Source organism: Streptococcus mitis, from assembly GCF_000960025.1.
In the GTDB taxonomy this organism is placed as follows: domain Bacteria; phylum Bacillota; class Bacilli; order Lactobacillales; family Streptococcaceae; genus Streptococcus; species Streptococcus mitis_DH.
In genome coordinates this window covers 433159-452176 of sequence record NZ_JYGQ01000001.1, presented here as the reverse complement: position 1 = coordinate 452176, position 19018 = coordinate 433159, and the positions used below count along the sequence as shown (strand labels likewise).

Below are 19018 nucleotides of genomic sequence, written 5' to 3'. Positions count from 1 at the left end.
TCAGTAAGCAAAATCGGCCGTTACAGTTTTTGTTACCTTGTTTTAAAAAATTGGTTGACAATCATTCCTCTGCGAGTATAATAGTTACTATACATCAGAAAAGAGGTTAACTATTTTGAAAAAAGCTCACGTTTATGCTATCCCTGCTATTGGGGCTGCTCTCATTGCTGTTTTAGCACAAATCAGTCTTCCAATTGGACCTGTTCCCTTCACTCTGCAAAACTTTGCAATCGGCTTGATTGCTACTGTCTTTAGACCGAGAGAGGCTATACTTTCTGTTGGACTCTATCTTCTTCTAGGCGCCATCGGTCTTCCTGTCTTCGCAGGAGGTGGAGCTGGTTTTCAGGCTTTAGTTGGCCCTACTGCAGGCTATCTTTGGTTTTATCTTCTTTATTCTGGACTTACCTCTTCTCTAACTAACAGTGATAGTGGTTTTGTCAGAATTTTTCTAGCAAATCTCTTGGGAGATACACTTGTCTTTGTCGGTGGGATCATTGGATTACATTTCCTAGCTGGAATGGCATTTGAAAAAGCTCTTGCTGTGGGGGTATTTCCCTTTATCATCCCAGACCTTGGTAAAATTATTGCTATTAGTTTTATTAGCCGTCCATTACTTCAACGCCTTAAAAATCAGGCTTACTTTGCTAACTAAAAAAGGATATCGAGTTGTCATAACTCAATATTTCTTTCATTTTGAAAACTTAGTTGCCTTTAAAGGCATCCACCATTGTTTGAAATTCTTCATTGGAGAGAGTAATCCCTTTGCCCATTTTAGTATGATCTGGACTCCAAGCACGAATATCAAACTTTGCAGGGGCACCATTAAAGCTCACACGGTTGATTTCCTTAGTCCAACCTTTTTCGTTTTCAGAAAGAGTCAACAAGTGCTCTTCGATTTCAAATGTAAATTCTGCCATTTTCTTCTCCTTTTTTAGCTTTCATTTGATTATTCGTAAAATCTTGTAGATTTTAGGAAAATTTTATATAATATTGATATAAAAGAAGGGAGGCCACTATGAGACATAAATTCCAGCAAGTTCTAGGTAAAATACATGACTTTTTAAATGGACATGACCAACCTGACCATACTGAAAGCAACTCCCTGACAGCCACTATTGAAGAGGCTATCCAGAAACAAACCGCTGTTCACCTTATCTTGTCTGAGACAAGCTTTACAGGTGACATCATCAAATACGATCAGCAACGCCAGCAAATTATCGTGAAAAATTTTGCCAAAAATGTGAGCCGGATTATTCGCATAAGCGATATTCAACGCCTGCGATTTGTCCCTTCAACTGTCCAAACAGCTCAAAAAAATAGATTTAAGAAAGAGTGAGATGTAGTTGCTTCATCCCACTCTTTTTCTTAGCGAATTTGTTCAAAATGTAAATGAACAGCGATATGGTCTCCATAACCACTTCTTTCCAAGTCACGTTGTAGACGATAGGAAATGTAGTGTTCTGCAATGGTAATGTAACCTGCACCCAGTAAACGATGTTCAACCATAGACTGAATCATGCTAATGGTAGCACGTTCCACCTTGGCTTCTTCCAAATCCAAAACCACTTTCTTAGTGACTTGTGCAAGGTTTTGACGCAAATCATCTGTTAATACATAGACAGTCTGGGCTGCCTTTAAGATGGCTTGGTAAATCTTATCTGGATTAAATTCAGCAATTTCGCCATTACGTTTGATTACTTGCATAGGTTTCTCCTTTATTCTTTGTTTTCTTTGATTTCTGCCAGCATTTTTTCTTCTTCTGCTGTCAGTTGATAATGTTCAAGCAAATCCGGTCTGCGCTCATAGGTTTTCTTTAAACTCTCATACAATCGCCACTGACGAATTTTTTCATGGTGTCCACTCATCAGTACATCTGGCACCACCATGCCTCGATAATCATAGGGACGTGTGTATTGAGGATATTCGAGAAGGCCAGAAGAAAAACTATCATCTTGGTGGCTAGACTCCTTACCAATCACTTCTGGAATCAGGCGTACCGTAGCATCAATCATAGTCATAGCCGCCAACTCTCCACCAGTCAAGACATAGTCGCCCAGGGAAATCTCATCTGTCACCAAAGTCTTAATGCGCTCATCATAACCCTCGTAATGCCCACAGATAAAGATTAGCTCTTCCTCTTGAGCCAAATCTTCAGCATAAGCCTGATCAAACTGCTTTCCAGCTGGGTCTAGGAGAATGACGCGAGGATTTTTCTTTTCAATAGCATCAAAGGCATCGAAAATGGGTTGAGCTCGGAGCAACATTCCCTGTCCACCTCCATAGGGCTCATCGTCTACATGGCGGGCCTTTTCAGCATTTTCTCGAAAATTATGATACTGGATATCCAAGAGCCCTTTTTCTCGAGCCTTTCCAACGATTGAGTGCTCCAGTGGAGAAAACATCTCTGGAAAAAGGGTTAAAATATTAATCTTCATCGTCTAACCCTTCTAAGATTTCCACATCGACACGGTTATTTGGAATATCAACATTGAGAACCACTGGTGGGATATAAGGCAAGAGCAAGTCACGTTTACCTTTTCGCTTGACCACCCAGACATCGTTGGCACCTGGTTGTAGGATTTCCTTGATGGTTCCAATCAAGTTATCACCCTCATAGACTTCCAAACCGATAATCTCGTGATAATAAAATTCACCATCGTCTAGGTCATTCAAATCTTCCTCAGCAACCTTGAGACTGTATCCCTTGTACTTTTCAATAGCATTGATATGGTACATATCTTTGAATTTAATAATGTCAAAGTTCTTCTGTTTACGGTGGCTAGAGATGGTCACTGTTTGAACAAACTGATCTTTTTCATCAAACAAGGCAAGCTCAGTACCTTTTTTAAACCGTTCTTCTGCAAAATCCGTCACAGACAAGACTCGCATCTCACCCTGCAACCCCTGCGTATTGACGATTTTCCCAACATTAAAGTAATTCATCTTGTCTCCTGTATCTATTTCTATCCATCTTATTCTAACAATTCTCGAATAATAGTCGCAATTTTTTCTGATTCTGACCATTGTAAATAATGGTGATTCCCTCCTAAAATGAGTTTAGTATTGGAAGTCCAATATTCTGATTCTCTGTACTCTTTTTCTCTATAAGCCTGACAAAAAATAAATACAGGGGTACAAGTTTCTATCGACAAATTCTCAAAATCTTCCTCAGTAATCTCTCCAGATATCTGAAATCCTGGATCTTGATTTTCCAACTCTGAGCCTTTTCCCTGCATTATTTCCCAGATTTCTTTATTAATTTCAGGTCTAAATGTTGCTTGAGTTAAGTTCTTAAAATAAAGTTCAGGACCACACTCGTCAATCAGCCTCATCTGCTCTTCCATTTCTGGATAAGAATTTTCTGAAAAATCAGCAAACATGACGTTTTTAGTTGTCGGTTCAATTGCTAGTAAAGCCTGACACTTAATTGGTTTGTTGAGCAATTTGCAAGCTAAAATTCCACTCAAACTATGTACACAAAGTATATATTCAGAAATCGCCAATTCTTCAAGTGCTTCATAAACTGCATCTGCAAGATTATCCAGATTTTTTCCAGCTTGGTCATTCATCGGACTCCTACCTGTGTTCGGAAAATCAATAGTCAAATAACCAATTGTAGGAGGAAGTTTTTCAAGTATAAGTGAAAAATTTTCATAACTTGGTAGCAAACCTGCGCCACTTAAACAAACTAGCATTTTCTTTTGCTTTTGATAAGTAACAGAGAGACTACCAATTTCTGTAGATACTTCAATCCTCTTCATAAAGAAATCCACTCGTTCTATATAATGAATTATTAAAAACCCTTATCCTTTATTTTAACACGTTCCAAGGATTTTCTCAAGTTGGAGGAAGAGGACATCAACTCTCCTTTCCTTTCAAAAATCCTTCCAAATCTTGTTCATGCTGATACTTGATTGCTGCCTTTTTGTCTTTTTCAAAAATAGTCTTCGTTAGGTCAATATCATTAATAGCTGCGATGGCGACAGTGTAGTGAATGATGTCTACCAGCTCTTTTGCCAATTCCTCATTTGAATCCTGAACTCCTTCTTTTCGACCAGAGCGTCCATTTAAAACCTCAGCAACTTCTCCAACTTCTTCTACTAGCTTAATAAAAAGCCCTTCTTCTGTTCTAGATTGTCGGTAATGGTCAAGTAAATATTCCTCTAGTTGTCTAACTGTTAAATCTCTCATTCTTTCTCCTTGCAAAAAAAGCGAGACATTCGTCCCGCCTTTCTTATTTTTCATCAATAACGATTCTTACTTTTTTGTCTTCAGTTGGGACAGAGTAGACAATCGTTCTTATCGCAGAAATAGTGCGACCCTTACGACCGATTACACGACCCACATCGCTTTGATCAAGATCCAAATGATATTCCAAAAATTCTGGTGTATCTTCAATCTTGATAGTTAAGGCATCTGGTTGTGAAATCAAGGGTTTCACAATCGCAATAATGAGATTTTCAATCGTATCCATCTGTCAACCTACTTTAAACTTATTTTGAGAATTTAGAATCGTGGAATTTTTTCAATACACCTTCTTTTGAAAGGATGTTACGTACTGTATCTGAAGGTTGAGCTCCATCAGCCAACCATGCAAGAACGCGGTCTTCTTTCAAAGTTACTTGGTTTTCATCAACAAGTGGGTTGTAAGTTCCAACTGTTTCGATGAAACGTCCGTCACGTGGTGAACGTGAATCTGCTACGTTGATACGGTAGAAAGGTTTTTTCTTAGAACCCATACGAGTCAAACGGATTTTAACTGCCATTTTTAAAGTCTCTTTTCTTATTTTTTATTTCGGTGAAATAGCTGAGCTATTTAGCACATGTTCTATTATAACAGATTTCTGATAGGTGTCAAGAAAAAAACTTGACAGACTATAAAATTTTTAAACCATTTAGAAATTTGTTATATTTTTAAAGAAAAATCAGAAAGAGAATGTCATGAATCCTTTTTTAGAATCTTTTTTAGAAACATTTTATAAAGACCACCAAGTCAAACCCTTCATATCGCCTGAACGAGATTTGAATACTTGGCTCCTAAATCCTAAGCCCGTTCCCAAACGAAATATCAAGGATTTTAAGAACGATATCTACTAATTAATTTATAAAATATGAATTAATAGATTCTAAATAGGGGAATAATTTAGTTCTGTAAAAACTAATTTCTACACCTACAAAGCTTATTCTGACAGACTTTATAACAGTCTAAGAAAAAAATAGAGATTCATACAGTATCTAGATTTTTCAAAAAATTTTTATCATAAAATATTCTTAACGAAACTATCCAAACCAAATCCGATGCATTGCTTCAAAGAATTCTTTAGTTGTTTGACTATCGAGAGCTTTTATTAAAAAATTTTTTCAAATAATTGCCACCTTGGCACAAAAATTCTTGCTTTCTAAATTTAAATGTGATATATTTATAACATAAAATTTATGTGTTATATATTTATAACACAAAAAAGGAGTCTATCATGAAAAAAAGTCAAAAAATGCGTGGCCTCATTGCAATGATTGCCGTAGCTCTCTTTATTGATTTTATTGTTTTATTTGGTTCTAATCTTAGTTGGGGACCCAAGTTAGTTATTACTGGTATTTCAGTGTCAGGTCAAATTGTAGCTATATCGAGCTGGCTACATAAGAGTCAGAAAGGTAAGAGAAAAATTATTTTTGACTTGTCTGCTAAGCTTTACACGATACTTGTGTTTGCAGCAAGCATTTTTTATACAGTAGGAATTTGGGTTGCGACCCCAAGCGAAAGTTCTGGTATTAAAGAATGGATTTTGGGAATTGGCCTCGTTATTGAAGTGATTCTATTTGGTTTTTTCTCTTTAAAAAATGTCAAGGAAACTCCGGACGAACGCTTTTATGCTAATTTAGCAAAGGCAGCTAGCTTGATGTTGGTTTTTATACTAGGCGCACTGATGATCCTAGCAGTTATCATTGGGTATATGGGGCCTCTCACTCTTTACATGGGCCAGATCTTTATTAGCATAGCTACCTTGATTTGCATCTTTGCGGTTGTCTATCTTATCTTGGAACGGAGAGGATAAGCATGGCCAAAGAAAGCAAGATTATTACTAATCTCAAATCTGTTCGTGAGTCCACAGGCATGACCCAGCAGGAGTTAGCCGACCTCATCGGCATGCGCCGCGAGACAATTCTGCACTTAGAAAATAACCGTTACAATCCTTCACTAGAAATGGCTCTTAAAATTGCTCAAGTTTTTAATCTGAAAGTAGAAGACCTCTTTGAACTCAGACAGAAAGAGGAAGCATAATTCTTTTCGAGACCTAGCATTAAGTTCATTGATTCATTAGGAATTAAGCCGAAAGAAAAAATCCTTTGAAAATGTGCTCTTTTAAAATATAGTAATTCTTTCGAATTAACGTTTACTAATTGTGATGCTTTACGAGCTTTCTTAAGATCTGGTTCCCAAAATACTTTGAGTATACTTATGGCATTGATGCCCCTAAGCAAGCGACTTTCTGGTTGGCTTCCTCTTAAACTGTCTTGTCACTAATATTTGAAATCCACTTCCTTTTAGGGTACAATGGTAGAAATGAATTTTTGAGAGGAATAGAATGAAAAAACTAGCAACCCTTCTTTTACTATCCACTGTAGCTCTAGCTGGATGTAGCAACATACAACGTAGTTTGCGTGGTGATGACTATGTAGATTCTAGCTTAGCTGCTGAAGAAAGTTCCAAAGCAGCTGCCCAATCTGCCAAGGAGTTAAACGATGCTTTAACAAACGAAAACGCCAATTTCCCACAACTATCTAAAAAAGTTGCTGAAGACGAGGCTGAAGTGATTCTCCACACAAGCCAAGGTGATATTCGTATTAAGCTCTTCCCTAAACTCGCTCCTTTAGCGGTTGAAAACTTCCTCACTCATGCCAAAGAAGGATACTATAACGGTATTACCTTCCACCGTGTCATCGATGGCTTTATGGTCCAAACTGGAGATCCAAAAGGGGACGGTACAGGTGGTCAGTCCATCTGGCATGACAAGGATAAGACTAAAGACAAGGGAACTGGTTTCAAAAACGAGATTACTCCTTATCTCTATAACATCCGTGGTGCTCTTTCTATGGCTAATACTGGTCAACCAAACACCAATGGTAGCCAGTTCTTCATCAACCAAAACTCTACAGATACCTCTGCTAAACTCCCTACAAGCAAGTATCCAAAGAAAATCATCGAAGCCTACAAAGAAGGGGGAAATCCTAGTCTAGATGGTAAGCACCCAGTCTTTGGTCAAGTCATTGATGGTATGGATGTTGTAGATAAGATTGCTAAAGCCGAAAAAGATGAGAAAGACAAGCCAACTACTGCTATTACTATCGATAGCATCGAAGTGGTGAAAGACTACGATTTTAAATCTTAAAAACCAAAAAATACAGTATCCACATTCGATACTGTATTTCTTTTACTCTCATTCTTAAGTTAAATTATTAAAATCCCAGATTTGGTCCATCCAGCCTTCATAGAAGTCTGGTTCGTGACAGACCATAAGAATAGATCCCTTGTATTCTTTGAGAGCGCGTTTGAGTTCATCCTTGGCATCCACATCCAAGTGGTTGGTCGGCTCGTCCAGCACTAAAACATTGTTTTCACGATTCATCAAGAGACAGAAACGAACCTTGGCTTGTTCCCCACCTGACAAGACCTGAATTTGGCTTTCAATATGCTTGGTTGTCAAACCACAACGGGCAAGGGCTGCACGAACTTCTGCTTGGTTGAGAGCTGGGAAGGCATTCCAAACAGCCTCTAGTGGTGTTTGGCGATTACCGCCTTCTACTTCCTGTTCAAAATAACCGAGTTCCAGGTAGTCACCGCGTTCCACTTCCCCAGCGATTGGCGGGATAATGCCCAAGAGAGACTTCAAGAGAGTTGTTTTACCGATACCATTTGCTCCGATAATAGCAACCTTTTGATTACGTTCAAAGGTAAGATTTAAAGGCTTGGTCAGAGGTCGATCATAACCAATCTGCAAATCCTTGGCTTGGAAGATAAAGCGCCCTGGCGTACGAGCCGGTTTGAAATCAAATGATGGCTTTGGTTTCTCACTTTGCAGTTCGATAATATCCATCTTATCCAATTTCTTCTGACGAGACATGGCCATGTTTCGTGTTGCAACACGCGCTTTATTACGTGCGACAAAATCTTTGAGATCTGCAATCTCTTTCTGCTGACGTTCGTAGGCAGCCTCTAGCTGAGATTTCTTCATAGCATAAACTTCTTGGAACTGGTAGTAGTCACCAGAATAACGCGTCAGCTGTTGATTTTCCACATGATAGACAATATTAATCACATCGTTCAGGAAGGGAATATCGTGTGAAATAAGAACAAAGGCATTTTCATAGTTTTGGAGATAACGTTTGAGCCAGTCAATATGCTCAGCATCCAAGTAGTTGGTCGGCTCGTCCAACAGCAAGATATCAGGCTTCTCAAGGAGAAGTTTAGCCAAAAGCACCTTGGTTCTTTGCCCACCTGACAAAGAAGTTACATCTATATCCATGCCAAAATCCATGACACCAAGGGCACGCGCCACTTCGTCAATCTTAGCATCCAAGGTATAGAAATCACGACTCTCCAGACGGTCTTGAAGTTCGCCAACTTCTTCCATGAGAGCATCAACATCCGCTCCATCTTCAGCCATTTCCATATAGAGGTCATTGATACGAGCTTCAGCTTTGAAAAGCTCATCAAAGGCCGTACGGAGAACATCGCGCACCGACTGCCCTTCTTCCAAGACAGAATGTTGGTCCAAGTAACCAGCAGTCACATATTTAGACCATTCAACCTTCCCTTCATCTGGCAACATCTTACCAGTCACGATGCTCATAAAGGTTGATTTCCCTTCACCATTAGCACCGACCAGACCGATATGTTCTCCTTTGAGAAGACGGAAGGACACATCTTCAAAAATTGCACGGTCACCAAAACCGTGACTCAGATTTTTAACTTCTAAAATACTCATTTTAATTCCTTATCTTGTTTTTATGTAATCGGTTATAGAGGAGCCAAGCCAGATAGCCACCCAAGGTATTGGTCCACAAATCATCAATTTCAAAGACGCGATTAAAATCAAAGAAAAAGTCCAAGACTAACTGCGTACACTCGATTCCAAAACTCACTAGAAAACTAAAAAGAAGGACCTTTTTTGTTTTACGCAAGTTTGGAAGGAGATAAAGGAGTTGGAAAATCAGAGGAAAAAGCAAGAAGACATTGAGGATATTTTGTAGAAAAATCCAACATAATTGTCCTATGTCACTCACTTCACCCAGTTTCCAGAAAGAATTGAAAGGAGTCAAAAGAAAAACCAGGCGTCCAAGATGCTGAATACCTGGAGTTTCCACTCCCACGGGAGAATGTTCTTGAGGAGTAAAGCAAAAATAGACGATACAAATGCTATAGAAAATGACTCCCCAGACCAAAACATGATTATAACTCTTCTTCATCATTAAGGATTGACTGCTGCGACTGCTTTCTGGCGGTCTCGTTTCATTGTATTGGAACGCAATTGTCCACAAGCTGCATCAATATCAGTACCATGCTCTTGACGAACAACACAGTTAACACCTTTTTTCTTAAGCGTATCATAGAAGGCCAGGACGCGCTCTTTAGGACTACGGCTATATTGGTCATGCTCACTAACTGGGTTATAAGGAATCAAGTTTACATAAGACAATTTCTTGATATTCTTGAGCAATTCAGCCAATTCCAAGGCTTGTTCTACACCATCATTGACTTCATTGAGCATGATATACTCAAAGGTCACACGGCGATTGGTTGTTTCGATGTAGTACTCAATAGCCGCAAAGAGTTTTTCAATCGGAAATGCACGGTTAATCTTCATGATACTTGAACGCAATTCATTGTTAGGTGCGTGAAGGGAAACGGCAAGATTGACCTGAACTCCTTCATTAGCAAAGTCACGAATTTTATGGGCCAAACCTGAAGTTGAAACCGTGATGTGACGAGCACCGATGGCCATTCCTTTATCATCATTGATGGTACGGACGAAATTCAAGACATTGTTGTAGTTATCAAATGGTTCACCGATACCCATGACAACGATATGGCTGACGCGTTCATCCTGACCACGCTCATCAAAGTATTTCTGAACCAGCATGATTTGCGCTACAATTTCACCGTTATTAAGATCACGTTGTTTCTTAATCAAACCAGAGGCACAGAAGGTACAACCGATATTACAGCCAACCTGAGTCGTCACACAGACAGATAAACCGTAGTGCTGACGCATCAGTACTGTCTCAATCAACATACCATCAGGCAACTCAAAGAGATATTTGACAGTACCATCAGCAGACTCTTGTACTATACGTTGTTTCAAGGGATTGACCACAAACTGGTCATTGAGCTTAGCAATCAAATCCTTGGAAAGGTTGGTCATCTCTTCAAATGACTGGACACGTTTACGGTAAAGCCATTCCCAAATTTGATCTGCACGGAATTTCTTCTCTCCCTGCTCCAAAACCCATTCCTGCATGGTTTGACGTGTTAAACTATAAATTGACGGTTTCATTTCTACTCCTTATTCTCTACTCACTTCTGACGAATGACAAAATGGCGTTGCCCCTTATCCTCTTTCTGAGAATTCTGGTCCTTCTGACGACGTCTATTTTTCTTATCTGCATTCGGTTTTCGTTTGGTTTGAGCCGGTTTCTTCCCTTTTTTAGAAGTCTGGTCTTCTTCCTTCTTACGCATTTTCTTGTCAAATGATGCTCGCTTAGGGGCTTCATTTTCTAAGACAAAATAGGCACAACCATAACTACAATACTCTAAAAGGTAGTCTTGTAAACGACTGATCTTTTCAAGTTTTTCTTCTGTTCGGTCATCCTTGTAAAAACCTCGTAAGCGAAGCTGTTCGTTGCTCCAATCTCCTACGATATAATCAAACTTGGTTAAGACTTCTGAAAAACGCTGATTAAAAGCCGTCACATCAAAGGCATCCTTGATGTTTTCCACCAAGGAAAAAACTATCCCTTCCGTTTCGACCTTGTCCCCGTGTAAATGGAACTCAGGACCAGGAAACTTGTTATAGTTGTATAATTCAGGTGCAATTTCTTTTCGCATAGATATCCTTTTTCCACGATTACTTATACTCAATGAAAATCAAAGAGCAAACTAGGAAGCTAGCCGCAGGCTGTACTGGAGTACGGCAAGGTGAAGCTGACGTAGTTTGAATTTGATTTTCGAATAGTATTAATACTTTATTCTACCATAATTTGTAGCACTTAGCACGTTTCTCATAAAAATGAAAAAAGTCTGACGATTTTGTCAGACTCGAATCATATAACCTAAAAAAGAGAAGAACAATTCTTCCCTCCGTATATCATTATTTAGCAGCTGCGTACAATTCATCTACTTTGTTCCAGTTAATCACTGAGAAGAAAGCTTTGATGTAGTCAGGACGCACGTTGCGGTATTTCACATAGTAAGCATGTTCCCAAACGTCCAAGCCCAAGACTGGTTTTTTACCTTCTGAGATTGGTGTGTCTTGATTTGCTGTTGAAGTCACTTCAAGTTTACCTTCTTTGTTGACAACCAACCATGCCCAGCCAGAACCGAAACGAGTTGTTGCTGCTGCAGTGAAGGCTGCTTGGAATTCTTCGAATGAACCAAATGTTGCATCGATCGCTGCTGCAAGTTCTGCTGAAGGAGCTGTTTTCTCAGGAGTCATCAATTCCCAGAAAAGAGCATGGTTCAAGTGTCCACCACCATTGTTAATGAGCGCTTGACGGATATCAGCTGGGATAGATTCTACATCAGCAAGCAAGGCTTCAAGGTCTTCACCAATTTCAGGGTGTTTTTCTAGAGCTGCATTAGCATTGTTGACATAAGTTTGATGGTGCTTGTCATGGTGCAAATGCATTGTTTCCGCATCGATGTATGGTTCCAAAGCGTCGTATGCATATGGAAGATCTGGTAAGATAATAGCCATCTGTAATACCTCTTTTTCTTTCTATATGAAAATGATAACGCAAACATTCACTTTTTTCAAGTTTTTTGCTTATAGTTAGGGAAATCACTAAATACTTTCTAATAATACTCTTCGAAAATCTCTTCAAACCACGTCAGCTTCACCTTGCCGTAGGTATAGTTACTGACTTCGTCAGTTCTATCTGCAACCTCAAAACTGTGTTTTGAGCTGACTTCGTCAGTCTTGTCTACAACCTCAAAACTGTGTTTTTAGCAGCCTGCGGCTAGCTTCCTAGTTTGCTTTTTGATTTTCATTGAGTATAAAACAAGCAAATCACCAAGAAACCCACGACAAGATAATCCTGACGCGGGTTGTAGTTTCAAAAAAATGTCAATTGACCTGACTAGCAATCTGTAAGAGTGCCTTTTCAAAAAGGAAACCTTTTTCATAAAGACCTGTCTTAATCTGATAGTCTGTCTCAATCAAATAGGAAATAGCTTGCTTCAAAAAGCTCAATGAAAGTCCTCGTGAATCCCTCAACGCAAACTTGATTTGATAGGGATTGGGATTGCGTCCGAGAAAACTGCCTAAACTACTTGCAATCTGAGATTCTGCTTGTCCAGACTCCGACAAAATTTTCACCTGAGTAAAAGTCCGAAATTGTCCTAGCATGACAGCTATGAGCTTAATTTCATCTTCCCCTTGCAAGGTCAAGTCTCTAAGCAAATCGCGCGCCTGGTCCATCTTTTTAGTCAGAATAAACTGAGTTAAATCAAAAATATTGTCCTGTAAGGTCTTGGGAATTGCGTTAACAATATCCTCTTCCTCGATAACAGAGTCTTCCTTATAGGACTGTAAAAAGAGGAGATTTTTCTGGATTTCGCTAAATTGAAAACCCGACTTGATAAGGAGATTTTCAAAAGAATGATTGGTAAACTGCAGACCTTGTTTCTGGCTCCACTTTTGAAAATACTGGCGCAGTTCTTGTTCTTTAGCTTCTACTGCATCGAAGACCTTGGCATCACGCTTAAGTAATTTTACCAGCCGTCTTTTGCTATCCAGCTTTCCTTCCGCAAAGATTAACAACTTGGTTGTTGGTGAAGGATTATCAAGGTATTCCTCAAATGACTTGAGCTCATCATCTGTTAAAAAGCGCTTTTTAGCAGTCGTGATATCGACAAAATGATCCAATATCACGATTTTCTCATCCGCAAAGAAAGGAAGGCTGACCAACTCCAGTTCCACATCCTTGTAAACTACTTCTTTCATATCAAAGTAGGCAAAGTTTAGGTCGGCAGAATCATAGCCAATCTGTTTCAACACTTGACTCTTCATCACTTCAAACTGACCCTGATCTGTCCCTGTAAAAAGGCTCAGGTTCGGTAAATTTGCTAAAGTCAACTTCTGACTCTCTTCAATGGCTAGCATCTTCTCTCCTTTCTTCTGATTTTTTAATGAATTTAATCAATATAGCGTAATTTCCCACGGAAATCTTCTAGGCTCTCGTACCCTTTTTCCGCCATGATTGCTTTCAGTTCATTGGTAATACGATCAAAAGCACCAACTCCTTCTTTGTGAAGGGTGGTCCCCACCTGCACCATACTTGCTCCACAGAGGATATGTTCAAAGGCATCACGACCAGTCAAAACGCCACCTGTTCCGATGATTTGAATTTGAGGATTTAAGCGTTGATAAAAGGCATGAACATTAGCTAGAGCAGTCGGTTTGATATACTCGCCACCAATGCCACCAAAACCATTTTTAGGACGAATAACGACAGACTCATCTTCTATATAAAGGCCGTTTCCGATAGAGTTAACACAGTTGACAAACTTGAGCGGGTACTTGTTGAAAATAGCTGCCGCTTGGTCAAAGTGAACAATATCAAAATATGGTGGCAATTTAATTCCCAGAGGTTTGGTGAAGTAGGCAAATACTTCTGCCAAAATCCGGTCTGTTGTCTCAAAATCATAGGCAATCTGAGGTTTACCTGGAACATTTGGACAGGAAAGATTGAGCTCAGTCAGACCACGAAACTCACTCTCTTGGACTTTTTTCAAGATAGTATGGGTTTCCTCTGGAGACATGCCGACTAGAGATAGGAAGAAAGTCCGGTTTGGCTCTTTTTCCTGCAAGTCCAAAAGATAGTCCAAATAATAGTCTAAGCCATTATTCGGCAAACCCATAGAGTTGATAGAACCAAGTGGAACATCTTGATAACGTGGCTCAGGATTTCCCTGACGAAAGTCCAAGGTCGCTGTCTTGGTCACAAAAGTTCCTGCCGCTGAGTTTTTAACCCCTTCTAGCTCCTCTATCGTCATACAAGCCACACCTGCTGCATTCATCAAGCAATTGTCAAACTCAAAACCAGCAATTTGCGTTTTCGTTGATACCATGATTCTGATCCTCCAGATTCCTTTTATTGCTAATATTATACCATATTTTCAGATTTTCTCTTTGAGAAAGATATTTACAAGAAAAAGGTTCGTTTTTTATCTATTTTTAAAAAGTCTCAAAACTAAATTGATAGAATTTTTAGAAAATTTTTGTTTTTTCTCTTTACAGTTAAAAAAAATTCTGCTATAATGACACACATAATTAAATTAGAATTTAAGGAGAACGATATGACATCTGCTAAAGAATATATCCAAAGCGTGTTTGAAACTGTAAAAGCTCGTAACGGGCACGAGGCTGAGTTCCTTCAAGCTGTTGAAGAATTTTTCAACACTTTAGAACCTGTATTTGAAAAACACCCTGAGTATATCGAAGAAAATATCTTGGCACGTATTACTGAGCCAGAGCGCGTGATTTCTTTCCGTGTTCCTTGGGTTGACCGTGATGGAAAAGTTCAAGTAAACCGCGGTTACCGTGTTCAATTCAACTCAGCTGTTGGACCATACAAAGGCGGACTTCGTTTCCACCCAACTGTAAACCAAGGGATTTTGAAATTCCTCGGATTTGAACAAATCTTTAAAAACGTTTTGACTGGACTTCCAATCGGTGGAGGTAAAGGTGGATCAGACTTCGATCCTAAAGGTAAAACAGATGCTGAAGTGATGCGCTTCTGCCAAAGCTTCATGACTGAATTGCAAAAACACATCGGACCATCACTTGACGTACCTGCTGGTGATATCGGTGTAGGTGGACGCGAAATTGGTTACCTTTACGGTCAATACAAACGTCTTAACCAATTTGATGCTGGTGTCTTGACTGGTAAACCTCTTGGGTTTGGTGGTAGCTTGATTCGTCCAGAAGCAACTGGTTACGGTTTGGTTTACTACACTGAAGAAATGCTCAAAGCTAACGGTAATAGCTTTGCTGGTAAGAAAGTTGTTATTTCAGGTTCTGGTAACGTTGCTCAATACGCGCTTCAAAAAGCAACTGAACTTGGTGCAACTGTTATCTCTGTATCTGACTCAAATGGTTATGTCATCGATGAAAATGGTATCGACTTCGATCTATTGGTTGATGTTAAAGAAAAACGTCGCGCTCGTTTGACTGAGTATGCTGCTGAAAAAGCAACTGCAACATATCACGAAGGTTCTGTATGGACTTACGCTGGAAACTATGACATTGCGCTTCCATGTGCGACTCAAAACGAAATCAACGGTGAAGCAGCTAAACGCTTAGTTGCTCAAGGCATTATCTGTGTATCTGAAGGTGCCAACATGCCAAGCGACCTTGATGCCATCAAAGTTTACAAAGAAAATGGTATTTTCTACGGACCTGCCAAAGCTGCCAATGCCGGTGGTGTAGCCGTTTCAGCCCTTGAAATGAGCCAAAACAGTCTTCGCCTTTCATGGACTCGTGAAGAAGTTGATGGACGTCTCAAAGACATCATGACAAACATCTTCAACACAGCTAAAACAACTTCAGAAACATACGGTCTTAATAAAGACTACCTTGCAGGAGCTAATATTGCTGCCTTTGAAAATGTAGCAAATGCTATGATTGCCCAAGGTATTGTTTAATACTTGAAAAAAGTTAGCAAAAAGCAACAGCTAGACAGTTGTTGCTTTTTGTATTTTAAAGAAAATAAACTTGCTAGGTTTTAGAAACAATATTAAAATAGCTATAAGATAATAGCATTTCGATTATCTTAAAATCAAGAAACTATAAAAGTCTTACTGCAAGTTGCACAGGTCAATTTAGTTCCAATTACTCCATCTGTTGGCTTATGACAAGTAGGACAATAAACACGTTTTGCTGATAATTTATAAGATAACTCATCTCGCAATTCTTTCCCTTTAATTTCAATAACATCCTCACCTTGTTCTTCAAACTTAAGAACTGTTATCAAAGCTTTATCATATTGTTTCATACGAGGCTGTTTCAAAAATAAAAAAGACGATATAATCAAAAATAGGAAAAATAAAACAAACAAAATTGTAACTATTAAAAGCCACATAAAGTAGAAATCATAAAGTAAACCTTCTTTTTTTCCTAAAATCCATCTTATGTAGTTATCAATGTACTGATAAAATTTCAATCCGGTGACAATACATATGAAAGATACTATAGGATAAACAAGCTTGGAAATGATTAAACGATAGCGTCTCATTTATATTTCCTTTCTAGATAACCATGCACCACAATAATCACATGATTTACCTTGCCCTAAGTCAAGCAGATTCTCGCCACTACATGATGGACAAATAACGGGATATGTATTTTTGTTAATCTGGTGCTTTTCAAATAAAGTGAATAAAGCTTGTATTTGATTTTGTTTCTTGACTTCTTCTTGTCTCCTAGACTCACAATAAGTCATTACTAAAATTAAACTCACACTAAGAAAATACCAAGGAACTAAAAGAAATAAAAATCGAATAGACCATTCCCTAGATTTTTCATATTCAAAAAATGATGATAAAATGATTAAAACAAGCATTTGAAGTAAATTCTTCTGTTTTAATTTCTTCAAGGAAAAGGAATCTTTAATTGTTTCTCGAAACAAATATAAAATAACTAAAGCAACTGGCACAAAGGTAACATTTTGAAATGATAAAAATAAAAAACTGATAACAACGGGAATTCCAATAGATTTTGCCAAAATTATAAAATCAAGATTTTTCAATATAAAGATTCTTGGTTCATCATCTATAGAAAAGATAGCAAGTGATAAAACTACAAAACAGAGTATTACTATATTTGAAATTAACCAATGAAAGCCTTTTTTCCAATTATTCTTAATACACTGTTTCACCTATCTTCTCCTCTAGTTGCTATATATTCTCTATAAAGAGCTTTCCCATTATATATCTCATCCAAAGCTTTGACTTTAATTTTTATATTTTCTAAAATACCAAAGCTATAAAATGCAAAGGATGACAAAAAGAAACCTGATAAAGAAAAAATAATAGGAATCAATATTGAGAAAATCGGCCTACCATGTTCAAGAAATAGAGTTATAGCCCATAGTGAAAGAAAAAATGTTGCACTTGTTAATCCCATAAAAAGTATACTTAATAAACGAAATACTTGGTACATCTACAATATCCTCCTGTCATAGAACTTGTCTAAGTAAATCCCTTACTCTCTTAAAAAATTTCCAAATACTCTTCATGACCCTTTGTATTTATTCATACATTTCCAGACTTAGAATTACATAAATTGAATGATTTAAAAATACAAACAAAGAAATCATAGTTTTCAAATTTCTAAGAAAAAGGGAGATTCTGGCAATACCAGACTTCCCAAATAAAACAAAAGTAAATTTGAAAATGTAAAAAATCAAAGATTAAAGATAATGCTTAAACAAGATTGATATAAAAATGATTTTTCCAATCATTTGAACTATCTTTCGTCCCCGCAATTAGAACAGAAGTTTGCTCCTTCCAAAAAAGCAGTCCCGCATTGGCTACAAAACTTAGCTAAGCCTGTTTCTCCTTTGAGGTCAGTTTGATGCTGATTCACATCTTTGTCAAATGAATTCCTATCTTCAATCTGATCCACCAAGTTGCTAAATTTAGCTCCCAAGGAAAGTCCCATAGCTATTTCCACGCCTGCTCCCATTAGATTTCCTGCAGAATCATTATTTTTTGCTGCCTCTTCTAAAAGATCAAATTGTCTCTCTTCTTGATAAGTATACTCTTCAATATCTCGACCAGCCTGCTTGCTTTTGGCTTCTAAAATTTGCTTGTGGAATTTAAAGATTTCTCTATATCCATTGCTATTCTGATTTACCTTTAAAGCCTCAATGTTAAATTCCTCAATACTAATTCCATATTTAGAAAAATGGCTGGATAAAATAGCTGACAAAGCAACAGACATATCAAAACTGTGCATCTCAATATCAAGAATTGGAATCTTATGGTTGTATATTACTTGTGAAATAGCTGAACTAATCAACCCACTAACAGTTTGTCTAAAACGTTTTTGTAAAATAGGAGCTGTTATAATATCGGGGTGACTTGGCATAAATTCTAATATAAAAGCTTCTAAGTCTACAATTCGAGGAATGAAATTCCCATGTATTTTCAATTCTACAGGAATATCACTTTCTGGATCTCGAACCATTATAGGAGAAGAAGTTCCCCATCCAATCGGTTGTAAATCATACATATTCACAAACCATAAAAACAATGAGTCAGACGAAATACCTCCACTTAGAAAGTTTTTTATTCCTGAAACTACTTGAATATCATATCCTTCAATCTTATGTTTACCAGCATCATAAGTAGTTACTGCTCTTCCATTTGAAAACAATACAGCACACTGACCAGGGTTTACAATTACAGTTGCTCCTATCTTGATATTCGTTTTAGGATGTCTCCAAGCAAGTATATTCCTTGTATCTTCACCTTCATAACGAATAACATCAAACAAATTTAATGCCATCTTTTCTCCTCTAAAATGAAAACTATAAATTATAAGATTAATCTTCCATACCTATATTACTATTATATAACCCCTTTGTTGAAAAGGCAACTCATACTTATAAATTATTATCTTTGGAGCAATCCCCTATATAAGTTGTTGATGTCCTGGATAAAATATATAAATAGTTTTGCCCCATTTGTGCCCCATGACAGATAAAAATAAAAACCGCTAGTCCTAAGAATAGCGGT

At 38.0% G+C, this 19018-nt stretch carries 26 protein-coding genes; 7 read left to right on the top strand and 19 right to left on the bottom strand.

The features are described from left to right. The first annotated feature begins 115 nt into the window (after positions 1-115). Positions 116-652 (top strand): biotin transporter BioY, encoded by a 537-nt coding sequence (locus TZ91_RS02445; RefSeq protein WP_033686710.1) that lies wholly within the window; start codon positions 116-118, stop codon positions 650-652. Between the two features lie 49 nt (positions 653-701). Here the strand turns inward: TZ91_RS02445 and TZ91_RS02440 are convergent, their stop codons facing one another. Next, the gene (locus tag TZ91_RS02440; RefSeq protein ID WP_000807422.1) at positions 702-917 is read right to left on the bottom strand and encodes a YdbC family protein; all 216 of its coding nucleotides are present in this window, start codon (positions 915-917) and stop codon (positions 702-704) included. 98 nt (positions 918-1015) lie between these two features. On the opposite strand from TZ91_RS02440, the gene TZ91_RS02435 reads away from it, so the two are divergent. Further along, the gene (locus TZ91_RS02435) at positions 1016-1336 is read left to right on the top strand and encodes a hypothetical protein (RefSeq protein ID WP_033686711.1); all 321 of its coding nucleotides are present in this window, start codon (positions 1016-1018) and stop codon (positions 1334-1336) included. Between the two features lie 29 nt (positions 1337-1365). On the opposite strand, the gene TZ91_RS02430 is transcribed toward TZ91_RS02435, so the two are convergent. The 7 genes from TZ91_RS02430 to rpsP form a co-directional block, all read right to left on the bottom strand. Then, the gene (locus TZ91_RS02430) at positions 1366-1704 is read right to left on the bottom strand and encodes an ATP cone domain-containing protein (RefSeq protein ID WP_001196047.1); all 339 of its coding nucleotides are present in this window, start codon (positions 1702-1704) and stop codon (positions 1366-1368) included. Between the two features lie 11 nt (positions 1705-1715). Continuing rightward, positions 1716-2435 carry a tRNA (guanosine(37)-N1)-methyltransferase TrmD gene (trmD, locus tag TZ91_RS02425; RefSeq protein ID WP_033686712.1) on the bottom strand — a complete coding sequence of 240 codons (720 nt, stop codon included), beginning with the start codon at positions 2433-2435 and terminating at the stop codon, positions 1716-1718. Then, the gene (rimM, locus tag TZ91_RS02420) at positions 2425-2943 is read right to left on the bottom strand and encodes a ribosome maturation factor RimM (RefSeq protein ID WP_033686714.1); all 519 of its coding nucleotides are present in this window, start codon (positions 2941-2943) and stop codon (positions 2425-2427) included. The genes trmD and rimM overlap by 11 nt, the downstream gene beginning before the upstream one ends. Positions 2944-2972: 29 nt before the next feature. Then, on the bottom strand, positions 2973-3761 hold the full coding sequence (locus tag TZ91_RS02415; RefSeq protein ID WP_033686715.1) for an alpha/beta fold hydrolase: 789 nt from the start codon (positions 3759-3761) through the stop codon (positions 2973-2975). A gap of 97 nt (positions 3762-3858) precedes the next feature. Beyond that, positions 3859-4191: a MazG nucleotide pyrophosphohydrolase domain-containing protein gene (locus TZ91_RS02410; RefSeq protein ID WP_033686716.1), complete on the bottom strand. Its 333-nt coding sequence runs from the start codon at positions 4189-4191 to the stop codon at positions 3859-3861. A 43-nt stretch (positions 4192-4234) separates the two neighbouring features. Beyond that, a complete protein-coding gene (gene kphA, locus TZ91_RS02405; RefSeq protein WP_000379617.1) occupies positions 4235-4474 on the bottom strand; it encodes an RNA-binding protein KphA in 240 nt (79 codons plus the stop codon). A gap of 19 nt (positions 4475-4493) precedes the next feature. After that, positions 4494-4766: a 30S ribosomal protein S16 gene (rpsP, locus tag TZ91_RS02400; protein ID WP_033686717.1), complete on the bottom strand. Its 273-nt coding sequence runs from the start codon at positions 4764-4766 to the stop codon at positions 4494-4496. Between the two features lie 175 nt (positions 4767-4941). Here rpsP and TZ91_RS10530 point away from each other — a divergent pair, with 175 nt between their 5' ends. The 4 genes from TZ91_RS10530 (at position 4942) to TZ91_RS02385 (ending at position 7388) form a co-directional block, all read left to right on the top strand. Continuing rightward, entirely contained in the window at positions 4942-5097 is a 156-nt protein-coding gene (locus TZ91_RS10530) for a hypothetical protein (protein ID WP_200872816.1), read from the top strand. Between the two features lie 377 nt (positions 5098-5474). Beyond that, a complete protein-coding gene (locus TZ91_RS02395; RefSeq protein ID WP_033686718.1) occupies positions 5475-6053 on the top strand; it encodes a membrane protein in 579 nt (192 codons plus the stop codon). A 2-nt stretch (positions 6054-6055) separates the two neighbouring features. Beyond that, entirely contained in the window at positions 6056-6280 is a 225-nt protein-coding gene (locus tag TZ91_RS02390; protein WP_001041097.1) for a helix-turn-helix transcriptional regulator, read from the top strand. Between the two features lie 304 nt (positions 6281-6584). Then, on the top strand, positions 6585-7388 hold the full coding sequence (locus TZ91_RS02385) for a peptidylprolyl isomerase (RefSeq protein WP_033686719.1): 804 nt from the start codon (positions 6585-6587) through the stop codon (positions 7386-7388). Between the two features lie 54 nt (positions 7389-7442). Here the strand turns inward: TZ91_RS02385 and TZ91_RS02380 are convergent, their stop codons facing one another. From TZ91_RS02380 to TZ91_RS02345, 7 genes are all read right to left on the bottom strand, one after another. Continuing rightward, positions 7443-8984, bottom strand: a complete 1542-nt coding sequence (locus tag TZ91_RS02380; protein WP_033686720.1) for an ABC-F family ATP-binding cassette domain-containing protein — start codon at positions 8982-8984, stop codon at positions 7443-7445. Position 8985: 1 nt separating this feature from the next. Then, positions 8986-9468 carry a VanZ family protein gene (locus TZ91_RS02375; protein ID WP_033686721.1) on the bottom strand — a complete coding sequence of 161 codons (483 nt, stop codon included), beginning with the start codon at positions 9466-9468 and terminating at the stop codon, positions 8986-8988. Continuing rightward, positions 9468-10553: a dual-specificity RNA methyltransferase RlmN gene (rlmN, locus tag TZ91_RS02370; protein WP_000804760.1), complete on the bottom strand. Its 1086-nt coding sequence runs from the start codon at positions 10551-10553 to the stop codon at positions 9468-9470. Before rlmN ends, TZ91_RS02375 begins: the two co-directional genes overlap by 1 nt. 20 nt (positions 10554-10573) lie before the next feature. Next, positions 10574-11104 carry a YutD family protein gene (locus TZ91_RS02365; protein WP_033686722.1) on the bottom strand — a complete coding sequence of 177 codons (531 nt, stop codon included), beginning with the start codon at positions 11102-11104 and terminating at the stop codon, positions 10574-10576. A 262-nt stretch (positions 11105-11366) separates the two neighbouring features. Next, on the bottom strand, positions 11367-11972 hold the full coding sequence (sodA, locus tag TZ91_RS02360; RefSeq protein WP_033686723.1) for a superoxide dismutase SodA: 606 nt from the start codon (positions 11970-11972) through the stop codon (positions 11367-11369). A gap of 369 nt (positions 11973-12341) precedes the next feature. Next, positions 12342-13379, bottom strand: a complete 1038-nt coding sequence (gene holA / locus TZ91_RS02350; protein ID WP_045597025.1) for a DNA polymerase III subunit delta — start codon at positions 13377-13379, stop codon at positions 12342-12344. Positions 13380-13411: 32 nt separating this feature from the next. After that, positions 13412-14347, bottom strand: a complete 936-nt coding sequence (locus TZ91_RS02345) for a dihydroorotate oxidase (RefSeq protein WP_033686724.1) — start codon at positions 14345-14347, stop codon at positions 13412-13414. A 228-nt stretch (positions 14348-14575) separates the two neighbouring features. Here TZ91_RS02345 and gdhA point away from each other — a divergent pair, with 228 nt between their 5' ends. Further along, complete coding sequence (gdhA, locus tag TZ91_RS02340; RefSeq protein ID WP_033686725.1) at positions 14576-15922, top strand: NADP-specific glutamate dehydrogenase; 1347 nt, start codon at positions 14576-14578, stop codon at positions 15920-15922. 134 nt (positions 15923-16056) lie between these two features. On the opposite strand, the gene TZ91_RS02335 is transcribed toward gdhA, so the two are convergent. From TZ91_RS02335 to TZ91_RS02320, 4 genes are all read right to left on the bottom strand, one after another. Continuing rightward, complete coding sequence (locus tag TZ91_RS02335) at positions 16057-16512, bottom strand: hypothetical protein (RefSeq protein WP_033686726.1); 456 nt, start codon at positions 16510-16512, stop codon at positions 16057-16059. After that, on the bottom strand, positions 16513-17154 hold the full coding sequence (locus tag TZ91_RS02330; RefSeq protein ID WP_033686728.1) for a hypothetical protein: 642 nt from the start codon (positions 17152-17154) through the stop codon (positions 16513-16515). Then, a complete protein-coding gene (locus TZ91_RS02325) occupies positions 17151-17438 on the bottom strand; it encodes a hypothetical protein (protein WP_004259684.1) in 288 nt (95 codons plus the stop codon). The genes TZ91_RS02330 and TZ91_RS02325 overlap by 4 nt, the downstream gene beginning before the upstream one ends. Before the next feature lie 306 nt (positions 17439-17744). Then, complete coding sequence (locus TZ91_RS02320) at positions 17745-18788, bottom strand: SPFH domain-containing protein (RefSeq protein ID WP_033686729.1); 1044 nt, start codon at positions 18786-18788, stop codon at positions 17745-17747. Between the last annotated feature and the right edge of the window lie 230 nt (positions 18789-19018).

Bases quoted from the DNA above. Each gene is read 5' to 3' on its own strand.
- TZ91_RS02440 (WP_000807422.1), bottom strand. From the start codon at position 917: ATGGCAGAATTTACATTTGAAATCGAAGAGCACTTGTTGACTCTTTCT.
- TZ91_RS02435 (WP_033686711.1), top strand. From the start codon at position 1,016: ATGAGACATAAATTCCAGCAAGTTCTAGGTAAAATACATGACTTTTTA.
- TZ91_RS02430 (WP_001196047.1), bottom strand. From the start codon at position 1,704: ATGCAAGTAATCAAACGTAATGGCGAAATTGCTGAATTTAATCCAGAT.
- trmD (WP_033686712.1), bottom strand. From the start codon at position 2,435: ATGAAGATTAATATTTTAACCCTTTTTCCAGAGATGTTTTCTCCACTG.
- rimM (WP_033686714.1), bottom strand. From the start codon at position 2,943: ATGAATTACTTTAATGTTGGGAAAATCGTCAATACGCAGGGGTTGCAG.
- TZ91_RS02415 (WP_033686715.1), bottom strand. From the start codon at position 3,761: ATGAAGAGGATTGAAGTATCTACAGAAATTGGTAGTCTCTCTGTTACT.
- TZ91_RS02410 (WP_033686716.1), bottom strand. From the start codon at position 4,191: ATGAGAGATTTAACAGTTAGACAACTAGAGGAATATTTACTTGACCAT.
- kphA (WP_000379617.1), bottom strand. From the start codon at position 4,474: ATGGATACGATTGAAAATCTCATTATTGCGATTGTGAAACCCTTGATT.
- rpsP (WP_033686717.1), bottom strand. From the start codon at position 4,766: ATGGCAGTTAAAATCCGTTTGACTCGTATGGGTTCTAAGAAAAAACCT.
- TZ91_RS10530 (WP_200872816.1), top strand. From the start codon at position 4,942: ATGAATCCTTTTTTAGAATCTTTTTTAGAAACATTTTATAAAGACCAC.
- TZ91_RS02395 (WP_033686718.1), top strand. From the start codon at position 5,475: ATGAAAAAAAGTCAAAAAATGCGTGGCCTCATTGCAATGATTGCCGTA.
- TZ91_RS02390 (WP_001041097.1), top strand. From the start codon at position 6,056: ATGGCCAAAGAAAGCAAGATTATTACTAATCTCAAATCTGTTCGTGAG.
- TZ91_RS02385 (WP_033686719.1), top strand. From the start codon at position 6,585: ATGAAAAAACTAGCAACCCTTCTTTTACTATCCACTGTAGCTCTAGCT.
- TZ91_RS02380 (WP_033686720.1), bottom strand. From the start codon at position 8,984: ATGAGTATTTTAGAAGTTAAAAATCTGAGTCACGGTTTTGGTGACCGT.
- TZ91_RS02375 (WP_033686721.1), bottom strand. From the start codon at position 9,468: ATGATGAAGAAGAGTTATAATCATGTTTTGGTCTGGGGAGTCATTTTC.
- rlmN (WP_000804760.1), bottom strand. From the start codon at position 10,553: ATGAAACCGTCAATTTATAGTTTAACACGTCAAACCATGCAGGAATGG.
- TZ91_RS02365 (WP_033686722.1), bottom strand. From the start codon at position 11,104: ATGCGAAAAGAAATTGCACCTGAATTATACAACTATAACAAGTTTCCT.
- sodA (WP_033686723.1), bottom strand. From the start codon at position 11,972: ATGGCTATTATCTTACCAGATCTTCCATATGCATACGACGCTTTGGAA.
- holA (WP_045597025.1), bottom strand. From the start codon at position 13,379: ATGCTAGCCATTGAAGAGAGTCAGAAGTTGACTTTAGCAAATTTACCG.
- TZ91_RS02345 (WP_033686724.1), bottom strand. From the start codon at position 14,347: ATGGTATCAACGAAAACGCAAATTGCTGGTTTTGAGTTTGACAATTGC.
- gdhA (WP_033686725.1), top strand. From the start codon at position 14,576: ATGACATCTGCTAAAGAATATATCCAAAGCGTGTTTGAAACTGTAAAA.
- TZ91_RS02335 (WP_033686726.1), bottom strand. From the start codon at position 16,512: ATGAGACGCTATCGTTTAATCATTTCCAAGCTTGTTTATCCTATAGTA.
- TZ91_RS02325 (WP_004259684.1), bottom strand. From the start codon at position 17,438: ATGTACCAAGTATTTCGTTTATTAAGTATACTTTTTATGGGATTAACA.
- TZ91_RS02320 (WP_033686729.1), bottom strand. From the start codon at position 18,788: ATGGCATTAAATTTGTTTGATGTTATTCGTTATGAAGGTGAAGATACA.